The sequence below is a fragment of the Streptomyces sp. NPDC018693 genome, assembly GCF_044391385.1.
Classification (GTDB): domain Bacteria; phylum Actinomycetota; class Actinomycetes; order Streptomycetales; family Streptomycetaceae; genus Streptomyces.
In genome coordinates, this window is record NZ_JBIRZZ010000001.1 from 210,889 (window position 1) to 223,232 (window position 12,344).

At 71.7% G+C, this 12,344-nt stretch carries 13 protein-coding genes and 1 pseudogene; 9 read left to right on the plus strand and 5 right to left on the minus strand.

Annotation, left to right across the window (positions count from 1 at the left end):
* Positions 1-35 precede the first annotated feature (35 nt).
* Together trpS and ACH5AC_RS01040 are read left to right on the plus strand one after the other, a co-directional pair.
* Complete coding sequence (trpS, locus tag ACH5AC_RS01035) at positions 36-1,049, plus strand: tryptophan--tRNA ligase (protein ID WP_398859399.1); 1,014 nt, start codon at positions 36-38, stop codon at positions 1,047-1,049.
* A 134-nt stretch (positions 1,050-1,183) separates the two neighbouring features.
* On the plus strand, positions 1,184-1,768 hold the full coding sequence (locus ACH5AC_RS01040; RefSeq protein WP_398859400.1) for a 2'-5' RNA ligase family protein: 585 nt from the start codon (positions 1,184-1,186) through the stop codon (positions 1,766-1,768).
* 9 nt (positions 1,769-1,777) lie between these two features.
* Here ACH5AC_RS01040 and ACH5AC_RS01045 read toward each other — a convergent pair whose 3' ends face one another.
* Positions 1,778-2,533 carry a decaprenylphospho-beta-D-erythro-pentofuranosid-2-ulose 2-reductase gene (locus ACH5AC_RS01045; protein ID WP_398859401.1) on the minus strand — a complete coding sequence of 252 codons (756 nt, stop codon included), beginning with the start codon at positions 2,531-2,533 and terminating at the stop codon, positions 1,778-1,780.
* Positions 2,534-2,587: 54 nt separating this feature from the next.
* Entirely contained in the window at positions 2,588-3,943 is a 1,356-nt protein-coding gene (locus tag ACH5AC_RS01050; protein ID WP_398859402.1) for an FAD-binding protein, read from the minus strand.
* Positions 3,944-4,103: 160 nt separating this feature from the next.
* Here ACH5AC_RS01050 and ACH5AC_RS01055 point away from each other — a divergent pair, with 160 nt between their 5' ends.
* The 4 genes from ACH5AC_RS01055 to ACH5AC_RS01070 are packed head-to-tail and all read left to right on the plus strand — an operon-like array spanning position 4,104 to position 7,117.
* Positions 4,104-4,652: a phosphatase PAP2 family protein gene (locus tag ACH5AC_RS01055; protein ID WP_398860049.1), complete on the plus strand. Its 549-nt coding sequence runs from the start codon at positions 4,104-4,106 to the stop codon at positions 4,650-4,652.
* Positions 4,645-5,775 carry a decaprenyl-phosphate phosphoribosyltransferase gene (locus ACH5AC_RS01060; RefSeq protein ID WP_398859403.1) on the plus strand — a complete coding sequence of 377 codons (1,131 nt, stop codon included), beginning with the start codon at positions 4,645-4,647 and terminating at the stop codon, positions 5,773-5,775. Before ACH5AC_RS01055 ends, ACH5AC_RS01060 begins: the two co-directional genes overlap by 8 nt.
* Positions 5,736-6,218: a GtrA family protein gene (locus ACH5AC_RS01065; RefSeq protein ID WP_398859405.1), complete on the plus strand. Its 483-nt coding sequence runs from the start codon at positions 5,736-5,738 to the stop codon at positions 6,216-6,218. Before ACH5AC_RS01060 ends, ACH5AC_RS01065 begins: the two co-directional genes overlap by 40 nt.
* Positions 6,206-7,117 carry a YihY/virulence factor BrkB family protein gene (locus ACH5AC_RS01070; protein ID WP_398859407.1) on the plus strand — a complete coding sequence of 304 codons (912 nt, stop codon included), beginning with the start codon at positions 6,206-6,208 and terminating at the stop codon, positions 7,115-7,117. The genes ACH5AC_RS01065 and ACH5AC_RS01070 overlap by 13 nt, the downstream gene beginning before the upstream one ends.
* Here the strand turns inward: ACH5AC_RS01070 and ACH5AC_RS01075 are convergent.
* A complete protein-coding gene (locus ACH5AC_RS01075; protein ID WP_398859408.1) occupies positions 7,071-8,420 on the minus strand; it encodes a D-alanyl-D-alanine carboxypeptidase family protein in 1,350 nt (449 codons plus the stop codon). The genes ACH5AC_RS01070 and ACH5AC_RS01075 overlap by 47 nt on opposite strands.
* Before the next feature lie 91 nt (positions 8,421-8,511).
* Here ACH5AC_RS01075 and ACH5AC_RS01080 point away from each other — a divergent pair, with 91 nt between their 5' ends.
* From ACH5AC_RS01080 to ACH5AC_RS01090, 3 genes are all read left to right on the plus strand, one after another.
* Positions 8,512-8,751 carry an SCO4848 family membrane protein gene (locus ACH5AC_RS01080; RefSeq protein ID WP_398859409.1) on the plus strand — a complete coding sequence of 80 codons (240 nt, stop codon included), beginning with the start codon at positions 8,512-8,514 and terminating at the stop codon, positions 8,749-8,751.
* 38 nt (positions 8,752-8,789) lie between these two features.
* Positions 8,790-10,094, plus strand: coding sequence for a metallophosphoesterase (locus ACH5AC_RS01085; RefSeq protein WP_398859410.1), 1,305 nt, complete (start codon positions 8,790-8,792; stop codon positions 10,092-10,094).
* A gap of 234 nt (positions 10,095-10,328) precedes the next feature.
* Positions 10,329-11,867, plus strand: coding sequence for an ABC transporter substrate-binding protein (locus tag ACH5AC_RS01090; protein WP_398859411.1), 1,539 nt, complete (start codon positions 10,329-10,331; stop codon positions 11,865-11,867).
* A 65-nt stretch (positions 11,868-11,932) separates the two neighbouring features.
* Here the strand turns inward: ACH5AC_RS01090 and ACH5AC_RS01095 are convergent, their stop codons facing one another.
* Together ACH5AC_RS01095 and ACH5AC_RS01100 are read right to left on the minus strand one after the other, a co-directional pair.
* Positions 11,933-12,058, minus strand: coding sequence for a hypothetical protein (locus ACH5AC_RS01095; protein WP_398859412.1), 126 nt, complete (start codon positions 12,056-12,058; stop codon positions 11,933-11,935).
* A pseudogene (locus ACH5AC_RS01100) lies at positions 12,055-12,282 on the minus strand (Uma2 family endonuclease); the annotation flags it as partial. The gene ACH5AC_RS01095 and the pseudogene ACH5AC_RS01100, both read right to left, overlap by 4 nt.
* Positions 12,283-12,344 lie beyond the last annotated feature (62 nt).

The following is a 12,344-nucleotide window of genomic DNA, read 5'->3' on the forward strand; positions in this document are numbered from 1 at the left end:
CGGATCGGGCCGCGCGACCTGAGAGAATGGGGGGCATGGCCTCTGATCGTCCTCGCGTGCTCTCCGGAATCCAGCCCACCGCAGGCTCGTTCCACCTCGGCAACTACCTCGGCGCCGTCCGTCAGTGGGTGGCGCTGCAGGAGACCCACGACGCGTTCTACATGGTCGTCGACCTGCACGCGATCACGGTCCCGCAGGATCCCAAGGAGCTGCGCGCCAACACCCGCCTCGCCGCCGCGCAGCTGCTCGCGGCCGGCCTGGACCCGGAGCGCTGCACGCTCTTCGTCCAGAGCCACGTGCCCGAGCACGCCCAGCTCGCCTGGGTCATGAACTGCCTCACCGGCTTCGGCGAGGCGTCCCGGATGACCCAGTTCAAGGACAAGTCCGCCAAGCAGGGCGCCGACCGGACCACCATCGGCCTGTTCACGTACCCGATCCTCCAGGTCGCGGACATCCTGCTCTACCAGGCTCACGAGGTCCCGGTCGGCGAGGACCAGCGCCAGCACGTCGAGCTCACCCGCGACCTGGCCGAGCGTTTCAACGGCCGGTTCGGCCAGACCTTCACCGTCCCGAAGCCGTACATCCTCAAGGAGACGGCGAAGATCTACGACCTCCAGGACCCGACGATCAAGATGAGCAAGTCGGCGTCCACGCCGAAGGGCCTCATCAACCTGCTCGACGAGCCGAAGACGACCGCCAAGAAGGTCAAGAGCGCGGTCACCGACACCGACACGGTCATCCGCTACGACGCCGAGCACAAGCCGGGCGTGTCGAACCTCCTCACCATCCACTCCACGCTCACCGGCAAGTCGATCGCCGAGCTGGAGCGGGAGTACGAGGGCAAGCTGTACGGCGCGCTCAAGACCGACCTCGCCGAGATCATGGTCGACTTCGTGACGCCGTTCCGGGAGCGCACCCAGCAGTACCTGGACGACCCCGAGACGCTCGACTCGATCCTCGCCAAGGGCGCGGAGAAGGCGCGCGCCGTCGCCGCGGAGACGCTGGCGCAGGCGTACGACAAGGTCGGCTTCCTGCCCGCGAAGCACTGAGCAGCACCGACGAGCACTGAGCCGTAGAGCACACGGCCGCCGCCGCGCAACACGGCGGCGGTGGCCGTACAGTCGATAGCCGACCTCTCATACGAAGACCTCGAAGACGAAGACCTCGACCACAGGGAGATGACGTGGGGACCGTAACGATCGGCGTGTCGATCGCGGTCCCGGAGCCTCACGGCAGCCTGCTCCAGGAGCGGCGCGCGGGCTTCGGCGACGCCGCGGCTCTGGGCATCCCCACCCATGTCACCCTGCTGCCGCCGACGGAGGTCGAGGAGGCCGACCTGCCGGCCGTCGAGGCGCATCTGGTCGGGGTCGCCGGGGCCGGGCGGCCCTTCCCGATGAGGCTGTCCGGCACCGGAACCTTCCGGCCGCTGTCCCCGGTGGTCTTCGTGCAGGTCGTCGAGGGCGGCGAGGCGTGCGCCCGGCTGCAGCAGCAGGTCCGGGACGCCTCCGGTCCCATGGCGCGTGAGCTGCCGTTCCCGTACCACCCGCATGTCACGGTGGCGCACGGCATCGACGACGCCGCCATGGATCGCGCCTACGAGGAACTCGCCGACTACGAGGCCGACTGGTCCTGCACCGGCTTCGCCCTCTACGAGCAGGGCGCGGACGGCGTCTGGCGCAAGCTGCGCGAGTACGCCTTCGGCAGCCCCGTCGTACCGCCGCAGGCGTCCGCGCCGGCGGACCAGCAGGACACCCTGCCGGCCCGCTGACCCGCCGCCCTACAGGGGCAGCCGCCGGAACACGCCGCGTGGCAGGTGCCGCAGCGCCGACATCACCACGCGCAGCACACCGGGCACCCACACCGTCTCCGAGCGGCGCCGCAGGCCCAGCTCGATCGCCGTGGCCACCGCCTCGGGCGTCGTCGCGAGCGGGGCCTCGGGCAGACCGGCCGTCATCCTCGACCGCACGAACCCGGGGCGTACGACCATGATGTGCACGCCCGTGCCCTGGAGGGCGTCGCCGAGGCCCTGGGCGAACGCGTCCAGGCCGGCCTTGCTGGAGCCGTAGATGAAGTTCGCGCGGCGGGCCCGCTCGCCGGCGACGGAGGACAGCACGACCAGGGAGCCGTGGCCCTGCGCCTGGAGCGCGCGGGCGCACACCAGGCCGGCCGAGACCGCGCCCGTGTAGTTGGTCTGCGCCACGCGCGCGGCGGCGACCGGCTCGCGCTCGTCGTGCGCCTGGTCGCCGAGGACGCCGAAGGCGAGCAGGACGAGGTCGATGTCGCCCTCGGCGAAGACCTTGCCGAGGGCTGTCTCGTGCGCCGCCGGGTCGAGCGCGTCGAAGCCGACCGTACGGACATCGGCGCCGAGGGCGCGCAGCTCCTCGGCGGCCTCCTCCAGGGCGGGGGAGGGGCGGCCGGCGAGCCACACCACGCGTGTGCGGCGGGCGATCAGCCGGCGGGCGGTGGCCAGCGCGATCTCCGATGTGCCGCCGAGGACGAGAAGGGACTGGGGGAGGCCGAAGGCGTCCTTCACTGCTGCTCCTAACGGATGGCCGGCTCGCCCGGGTTCCCGGGCGACCCGGAGTGCCTACAGGTCGAGGCGGCGGGCCAGGTCCGAGACGAACACCCCGCGCGGGTCGAGTTCGGCGCGCAGGGCGCGGAAGTCGGCCAGGCGCGGGTACATCGCGGCGAGCAGGTCCGGGCGGAGCCGGGAGTCCTTCGCGAGGTAGACCCGCCCGCCGACGGTGGCGACCTCCTCGTCCAGCTCGTCGAGGAACGCGCCGAGGCCGGGCAGCCCGGCCGGGATGTCCAGGGCGAGGGTCCAGCCGGGGCGGGGGAAGGACAGCCAGCCCGGGTCGGCGTCGCCGAAGCGCTTGAGGACGGCGAGGAAGGAGGGGCAGCGGTGGGCGGCGATCCGGCCCACGATGCGCCGCAGGGCCTCCTCCTGGCCGTACCCGACGACGAACTGGTACTGCACGAAGCCGCCGCGGCCGTAGATCCGGTTCCAGTGGGGGACGCCGTCGAGGGGGTGGAAGAAGGCGGAGATCCGCTGCAGCTCGCCGGTACGCGCGCGGGGGGCCGTGCGGTACCAGAGGTCGTTGAAGAGCTTCACGGTGCGGCGGGTGAGCAGGCCCTCCGGCAGGAAGGCCGGGGCCGCGGGCAGCCGGGCGGGGCGGAAGGCCAGCGGGTCGCGCCGCGCGCGCGTGCCCTCCGGGAGGGCGTCCAGGGGCGCGTGGTCGCCGCGCGTGAGTACCGCGCGGCCCGTGGCCGCCCCGCGCGCGAGGAGGTCGATCCAGGCGACCGAGTACCGGTAGCGGTCGTCGGTCGCGGTCAGGCGGGCCATCAGGTCGTCGAGGTCGTCGGCGCGCTCGGTGTCGACCGTCATCAGGGACGTCTCGACCGGCTGGAGCGCCACGGTGGCCGTGAGGATCACCCCGGTCAGGCCCATGCCGCCCGCCGTCGCGTCGAACAGGGGGTTGCCGGGGCGCACGGTGCGGATGGTGCCGTCGGCGGTGAGCAGCTCCAGGGAGCGCACGTGGCGGGCGAAGGAGCCGGAGACGTGGTGGTTCTTGCCGTGGATGTCCGCGCCGATCGCGCCGCCGACGGTGACGTAGCGGGTGCCCGGGGTGACCGGGACGAACCAGCCGAGCGGCAGCAGCACTTCCATCAGGCGGTGCAGGGAGACGCCGGCGCCGCACAGCACGGATCCGTCGTCGGCGTCGATGGCGTGGATCCGGTCCAGGCCGGTCATGTCGAACACGTCGCCGCCCGCGTTCTGCGCCGCGTCCCCGTACGACCGTCCCAGCCCTCTGGGGATGCCGCCGCGGGCCCCGCAGTCCCGGACCGCGGCCACGGCCTCCTCGTACGTCCTGGGGCGGATCAGACGGGCTACGGAGGGAGCGGTGCGGCCCCATCCAGTGACGGAAGCGGTCTCGGCAGGCATACGGGTGACCGTATCGCGCGCTATGTCATCGATTGCCCGTGAAACATTAACAGCTCCCCGAAATGGGTGATTAATGGGATGTCGCTCAATATTGCCGGAGTTCTGGTGGCCCGGGCGTGAACAGTGAGTCCTCATGGACGAGATGGCTGAGATGGGCGAGATGGGCGAGAAGGGCGCGACCGAGACGCGGCGCGGAGTCGACCACCGGCTTCTCTCCGCGTTCCGCGCCTGCGGCGCCGACCCGCGCGTCGCGGGTGCCGCGCGCGCCCTGTCCTGGGCGGGTGAACACGGGGCGCTGTGGCTCGCGGCCGGGCTCGCGGCGGCCGCCGTGGACGGCGCGCGGCGCGGCGCGTGGCTGCGCGCGACCGCGCTCACCGCGGGCGCGCACGCCGTGAGCATGGGCGTGAAGAGGGTGGTGCGTCGTCCGCGCCCGGCGCACGTCGAGCCCCTGGTGCGCACCGCCGGCCGGCACTCCTTCCCCAGCTCCCACGCGACCTCCGCCACCGCCGCCGCCGTCGCCTACGGCGCGCTCGGCGCGTACGCCGCCCCGCCGCTCGCCGCCGCGATGTGCCTCTCGCGCCTGGTCGTCGGCGTGCACTACCCCTCGGACGTCGCGGCGGGCGCGGCACTGGGAGCGCTCACGGCGCGCGCAGGAGCGCGCTGGATGGCAAAGGGTGTGCGCAGCGCACAAGGGAGCGCATATGACTGATGGCACGCGCCTCACCGACACCGCGCGCCTCGCGGACACGGCCCGCGCTGGGGGAGCGGCGCAGGCCGGGGGAGTGGCGCACGCCGGCAGTGCGGCCCAGGCCGGGGGAGCGGCCCGCGTCGCGAGCCCTTCGCGTGTGCCCTCCGGCGCGCCTCGCGGTGTCACGTCACAGCCGCCGGACGCCGGCACCCGTGCCGGCGCACTTCTGGAGCGGCGCGCGCAGGGTGCGCTTTCGCGTGCCTGTGTGCTCCTGGGTGGGCTGCTGCGTACCGCGCGGCCCAAGCAGTGGGTGAAGAACGTGTTGGTCGTGGCCGCGCCTGCGGCGGCGGGGGAGCTGTTCGAGTGGGCTGTGCTCGCCGAACTGGGGCTGGTGTTCGCGCTGTTCACGGCGTGTGCTGCGGCGGTCTACCTGGTCAACGACGCCCGGGACGCCGAGGCCGACCGGGCGCACCCCAGCAAGCGGCATCGTCCGGTGGCCGCCGGACAGGTGCCGGTCGGTGTCGCGTACGGGGTCGGCGGGGTGCTCGCGGTGCTGGCGCCGGCGCTCGCCGTGTGGTTCACCACCCCGGCCGTGGCGGCGCTGCTGACCGCCTACCTGGGCATGCAGCTGGCGTACTGCGTCAGCCTGAAGCACGTCCTGGTCATCGACCTCGTCGTCGTCACCACCGGCTTCATGATGCGGGCGATGGTCGGCGGACTTGCGCTGGGTATCCCGCTGTCGCGCTGGTTCCTGATCACCACCGGTTTCGGGGCGCTGTTCATGGTGTCCGCCAAGCGGTACTCGGAGGCCGTGCAGATGGCCGGGAAGGCGGGCGCCACGCGCGCGTTGCTCACCGAGTACACCACCGGCTACCTGCGCTTCGTGTGGCAGCTGGCGGCCGGCGTCGCCGTGCTCGGCTACTGCCTGTGGGCGCTGGAGGAGGGCGGCGTGCCGCACGCGAGCGTGCTGCCGTGGCGTCAGCTGTCCGTGGTGGCGTTCATCCTGGCCGTCCTGCGCTACGCCGTCTTCGCCGACCGAGGCACCGCGGGCGAGCCCGAGGAGGTCGTCCTCGGCGACCGCGCCCTCGCCCTGATCGGCGTGGCATGGCTGGCCATGTACGGCCTGGCGGTGGCCAATTGGTGACCCGGCGATCCGGGACCCCGCCGATCGGCCGCCGCGAGGCCCTCGGCTTCGCCACCGTCGGCCTCCTCGCCTACGCCACCGACCTGGCCGTCTTCACCGCCCTGCGCGGCCCCGCAGCCCTCGACCCGCTCACCGCCAAGGCGCTGTCGTTCCTCGCCGGCTGCACGGTGGCGTACGCCGGAAACGCGCTCGGCACCTACCGGGGCCGCCACTCCTCCCCCTGGCGGCAGTTCGCGGTGTTCTTCGCGGTGAACGCCGCCGGCGCCCTCGTCCAACTGCTCTGCCTCGCCGTCAGCCACTACGGGCTCGGCCTCACCTCCCAGCGCGCGGACACCGTCTCCGGCGCCGGCATCGGCATGGTGCTGGCCACGGCGCTGAGGTTCTGGGGTACCCGGACATGGGTGTTCCGCGAGCAGGGCAGAGTCGGATCATGGACTGGCTGAAAAAGCTCCCCGGAATCGGGCCGCACGTCACGCGGCTGACGGCCACGCACGCGTGGCGGTCGTACGAGCGCCTGGACCGGGTGAAGTGGACCCGGCTGGCCGCCGCGATGACGTTCATCAGCTTCGTCGCGCTGTTCCCGCTGCTGACCGTGGCCGCCGCGGTCGCCGCCGCCACGCTCAGCAAGAAGCAGCAGCAGGACCTCCAGGACAAGATCGCCGAACAGGTCCCCGGCATCTCCGACCAGCTGAACATCGACGCCCTGGTCCAGAACGCCGGCACCGTCGGCCTCATCGCCGGCGCCGTGCTGCTGTTCACCGGCATCAACTGGGTCGGCCAGATGCGGGAGTGCCTGCGCGCGGTGTGGGAGCTGCCGGACAGCGAGGAGAACCCCGTCCTGCGCAAGGTCAAGGACACGGGCGTCCTGGTCGGACTGGGCGGCGCCGTGCTCCTCACGATCGCCGCGTCCACCGTCGCCTCCTGGGCGGTCGGCCGGGTCGCGCAGGGCCTCGGCCTGGACGAACACGGCTGGGGCAGCTGGCTGCTGCGCGTCGCCGCGTTCGCCGTCGCCGTCCTCGCCGACTTCCTGCTCCTGCTCTACGCCCTCACCCTGCTGCCGGGCGTGGAGCCGCCCCGCCGCCGCCTGATCGTCGCCGCGCTGCTCGGCGCGATCGGCTTCGAACTGCTGAAGCTGCTGCTCAGCGGCTATATGCAGGGCGTGGCCACCAAAAGCATGTACGGGGCGTTCGGCGTGCCCGTCGCCCTGCTGCTGTGGATCAACTTCACGTCGAAACTCGTGCTGTTCTGTGCCGCCTGGACGGCGACCGGCAGCGCACCCGAGCCGGACGACGAGGTCAGCGCCGACGACGTACCAGATCCGGCAGCGGCCAGCGGCGGTTGACGAGGAACGCGGCGCCCGCGAGCAGCACCAGCACACCGCCGGTGATGGCGAGGGCGACACCGACGCCGCTGGAGCCGTCCTCGGTGGCGGCGGCGGCCATCGGCGCGCCGGAGGCGTTCCCGGCGCCGCCGGCCTCACCGGCCCCGGCATCGGCCCCGGAGGTGCTGTTCGTGCCCGGCTGCGCGCCGGCCTGCGCGGCGCCCTTGGGCGGGACCAGCTCACCCACCGGGCGTACCTTCCCCACCGCCTGGAAGCCCCAGTCGAAGAGCGCCGCGGTCTCCTTGTAGACCTCGTTGTGCTCCTCCTTCTGCGGGTTCATCACCGTGACGAGCAGCACGCGCCCGTTGCGCTCGGCGACGCCGGTGAAGGTGGCGCCCGCGTTGGTGGTGTTGCCGTTCTTGATGCCCGCGATGCCCTGGTACTGGGACATGTCGTAGTCACCCGACAGCAGCCGGTTGGTGTTCTGGATCTCGAACGAACCCCGGGTCGTCTTCCCGGTCTTCTCGTCCTTCTTCGTCTCGCCGGGGAACTTGGCCCGCACCGTCGAGCAGTACTCCCGGAAGTCCTTCTTCTGCAGCCCTGAGCGGGCGATCAGCGTCAGGTCGTACGCGGAGGAGACCTGCCCGGGGGCGTCGTAGCCGTCGGGGGAGACGACGTGGGTGTCGAGGGCCTGGAGCTCCTCGGCGTGCGCGTTCATCTCCTTCACGGTGTTGGCGACGCCGCCGTTCATCGACGACAGCACATGCACCGCGTCGTTGCCGGAGCGCAGGAAGACACCGAGCCACAGGTCGTGGACGCTGTACGACTCGCCCTCCTTTATGCCGACCAGGCTGGAGCCCGACCCGACACCGGTCAGGTCCTTCGGCTCGACCTTGTACTGGGTGGTCTTCGGGAAACGCGGCAGCACGGTGTCCGCGAACAGCATCTTCAGCGTGCTCGCCGGGGGCAGCCGCCAGTGCGCGTTGTGCGCGGCGAGCACCTCGCCCGACTCGGCGTCCGCGACGATCCACGAGCGCGCGGTGATGTCCTTGGGCAGCACCGGGGCGCCGTTCGCGAGGTCCACCTGGGTGCCGGGCTGCCCGAGGCGGGCGCCGCCGACGAGGGACATCTTCGCCGGGGGAGTCACCGTCGGGCTCGCGGACGGGCTCGCCGAGGGACCGGCCGAAGGGGTCGTCGACGGGCCCGGCGCGGCCACGGCGGCGGGCGAGGTCAGCGCGAGGGAAGCGAGGGACGCGAGGGAGACGAGGGTCGCGGAGGTGACCTGCAAGGATCGCCTGCCGGAGCGCTTCATGGGTGCGGGCACGACGGAGAAAGTACCTGCCGTACGACGGGAAGTCCCGCCGCCCTCCCCACCCCGGTCCCGGAACCGGACACCCGGCGGAGATACTGAACGCATGAAGCTCAGCCGCCCCGTCTCCTGGTTCCTGCTCGCCTTCGGGGTGTGGAGCTGGGTCATCTGGGTCACTTTCGTCAAAAACCTGATCAAGGACAGCAGCGGACAGGCGTTCGACGACGGGCAGCCGACCGCGTTCTTCTGGGTGCATCTGGTGCTGGCCGTCGTCTCCTTCGTATTGGGGACGGTCATCGGCGGCATCGGGTTGCGCGGACTGCGCGCGCTGCGCCGCACGTCATAACCGACGCCGCCCTGTCCGTCTCCTGGGGAGAGAACTTGATGGCCTTCCTGCTCGTGCTGATCGCCCTGGTCGTAGTGGCCGTCGTCGTCGCGGCCAACTGGTACCTGTGGCGCCGCCTGTTCCGCGATACGACGGCCGGACCGGGCTGGGTGCGGCGCGGCGGGGCGGTGCTCGTCGCGGGCGGGTGGGCGGCGGCGGTCGGGGCGCTGGTGGCCGAGCGGACGGGGGCGCCGTTCTGGCTTCAGCGCACGCTCGCCTGGCCGGGCTTCCTGTGGCTGGCGCTGTCGGTCTACCTGCTGCTGGCGGTGGTGGCGGGGGAGGTCGTACGACCGTTGCTGCGGCGGTGGCTGGAGAAGCGGGCGGCGGGGCGTGCGCGGGCCGAGGGCTTGGGTGACGCCGAGCCGATCCGTCAAGAGGCCGCCGTGTCCGCGGGCGGGTCGGTCACGCGGCCCGGGGCTGACGGGGTGGCTCCCCCGCAGGCGGCACCCCTGGCGCCCACCTCCACCCCCACCCCTGCCCCCTCCCGCCGTCTCTTCGTCTCCCGTGTCATCGCCGGTACGGCCGCCGCCGCGGCCGTCGGTACCGTCGGCTACGGCACGTACGGCGTGCTGCGCGGCCCCCGGGTGAAGCGCGTCACCGTGCCGTTGGCCAAGTTGCCGCGGGCCGCGCACGGTTACCGGATCGCGGTGGTCAGTGACATTCACCTGGGTCCGGTGCTGGGGCGGGGCTTCGCCGAGAAGGTCGTGGAGACGATCAACGCCACGCAGCCCGATCTCATCGCGGTGGTCGGTGACCTGGTCGACGGCAGCGTGAAGGACCTGGGCCCGGCGGCCGCGCCCCTCGCCCGGCTGAAGGCACGGCACGGCAGCTTCTTCGTCACCGGCAACCACGAGTACTTCTCGGGTGCCGAGCAGTGGGTGGAGGAGGTGCGGCGGCTCGGGCTGCGCCCCCTGGAGAACGCCCGTACGGAGATGCCCTGGTTCGACCTGGCCGGAGTGAACGACCTGGCGGGGGAGGGCGAGGGCCAGGGCCCCGACTTCGCCAAGGCGCTCGGCGACCGCGACCGCGCACGCGCGTGCGTGCTCCTCGCCCACCAGCCCGTCCAGGTCCACGAGGCGGTGCGCCACGGCGTCGACCTCCAGCTGTCCGGCCACACCCACGGCGGCCAGCTCTGGCCCGGGAACCTTCTCGCGGCCGCCGCGAACCCGACCGTGGCGGGCCTGGACCGCTACGGCGACACCCAGCTGTACGTCAGCCGTGGCGCGGGCGCGTGGGGGCCGCCGACCCGGGTGGGCGCACCCTCGGACATCACGGTGATCCAGCTGGCGTCACCGCGGGCGTGAGCATCGCGAACGTCCCCTGATGTCGGGATATATGACGCCGCTGCGGCCATCCTGTGAAACTCCCTGAAACAGTGCGTCGGTACGGTGTTGCTCATCTCGCCCGATTCCTCTTCCGCCGCACGAAACAGGTGTGATTAGGTGTGCCCGCCACTAAAGGGGAGTGGCTGATTTGTAGTTGCCGGGCTCCATCGCGGGCCCGGGAAGGGTAGGCACACCACCATGCGATCGTTTCGCATGCGGATACTCGTGACGCTGCTGGTCCTGGCGGTCGTCGGAGTGGGCGGCTGGCAGTTGTTGCCGCAGAAGCAAGATGACGGCAGGACCATCACGGTCGGCACGACCGACAACATCACCTCTCTGGATCCGGCAGGCGCCTATGACGCCGGCTCCTGGGCGTTGTTCAGCAATGTGTTCCAGTCGCTGCTGACGTACGACACGGGCGGCGTGTCCCCCGTGCCCGACGCCGCCAAGGAGTGCGCGTTCAGCGGCGGCAGCCTGACGACGTACCAGTGCGAGCTGCGCAGCGGTCTGAAGTTCCCGAGCGGACGGGAGATGACCGCGGAGGACGTGAAGTACTCCTTCGACCGGCTCATGAAGATCGACTCGGAGGTCGGTCCGGCCTCGCTCTTCTCCACGCTGAAATCGGTGGAGGCGAAGGGCGACAAGGTCACCTTCCAGCTGTCGTCCGCGGACGCCACCTTCCCGTTCAAGGTGGCCACCGGCGCCGGCGCGATCGTCGACAGCAGCCGCTACCCGGCGACCGAGCTGCGGGCCGGCGACGACGTCGACGGCACCGGCCCGTACGTGCTGAGCAGCTACAGCAAGGGCAAGTCGGCGGTCCTCAAGCCGAACTCCCGCTACAAGGGCGCCGTACAGACCGGCCGCTCCGTCGAGCTGCGCTTCTATGAGGACTCGGCGGACCTGGACAAGGCGTGGCAGGAGCGTGAGGTGGAAGTGGCCACCCGGCAGCTGCCGCCCAAGACGCTCGCCTCGCTCAACACCAGCGACCCCAGCCAGCGGGTCACCGAGGCCGACAGCGCCGAGACCCGCAACCTGTACCTCAACACCCGCTCCGAGTCGCCGCTGCACGACGTGCGGGTCCGGCAGGCGCTGGCCTGGCTGGTCGACCGCGAGCGGCTCGCGAGCAGCGTCTACGACAACACCGTCGACCCGCTGTACTCGCTGATCCCGACCGGCATCACCGGTCACACCACGTCGTTCTTCGACAACTACCCGGACCAGAACCCGCAGAAGGCGCGGGAACTGCTCACCGAGGCCGGCGTCGACATCCCCGTCCGCTTCACCTACGGCTACGGCGCGGGCCGGGGTGCCGCCGAGGCGGAGGCCAAGGAGCTGAAGCGGCAGCTGGAGGCCGGCGGGCTGTTCACGGTGACGGTCCAGGGCTACGAGTGGACCGACTTCCAGAAGCGGTGGGCGACCGGCAAGCTCGACGCGTACGCCGTCGGCTGGTTCCCCGACTATCCCGACCCGGACACCTTCGGCGCGCCGCTCGTCGGCACCGACTCCACCATGAACACCGGCTACAGCAGCAAGCGGGTCGACAGGCTGATCCAGACCAGCCAGCAGTACGCCGAACGCGCCCGGGTCGACGACGACTTCCGCAAGCTCCAGGAGGCCGTCGCGGAGGACGTGCCGGTCATCCCGCTGTGGCAGCGCAAGGAGTACGTCATCACCAGCGAGGACGTCGGCGGCGGCCAGTACCTCGCGGACGGCAACGGCATCTTCCGCCTCTGGAAGCTCACCTGGATCTAGGGCCTGTCCCTGGTCACCCTCGGAACCGCCCTCGGCGGGGCGCGTCGGTAACAGCACCGTCACCTTCAGGCCCTCGCCGGGGGCCTGAAGGTGACCTCGCCGTGGTGGGTGTCGGCGGGGTTGTGCCGCACCAGCCGGCTCACATCGACATGGCGCACCGCCGCGCCGTCGATCGTGGTGGACGCGGTCAATCAGCCGTTTTCGCCTGCCCGGCCTTGATGGTTTCGGCAACGTCGAGGGTGACCTCGGCGCCGATCGTGCCCGGCAGCGTGACGGTTTCGCCGGGAGCGTGGACGCGGTGGCTGTTGTCCGCGCTCCCGGCCGGCTCGGTGAGCACGTGCAGGCGCTGGTGCCTGCGGTCGACGACGACGTACACCGGGACCTTGGCCTCGGCGTAGGCGGCGCGGGCATCCCGTGCCTCCTGGGGCTGGTGTCGAGGCCGTCATCGTAGGCAGCCCGCACCCCCCGGTGTCCCGT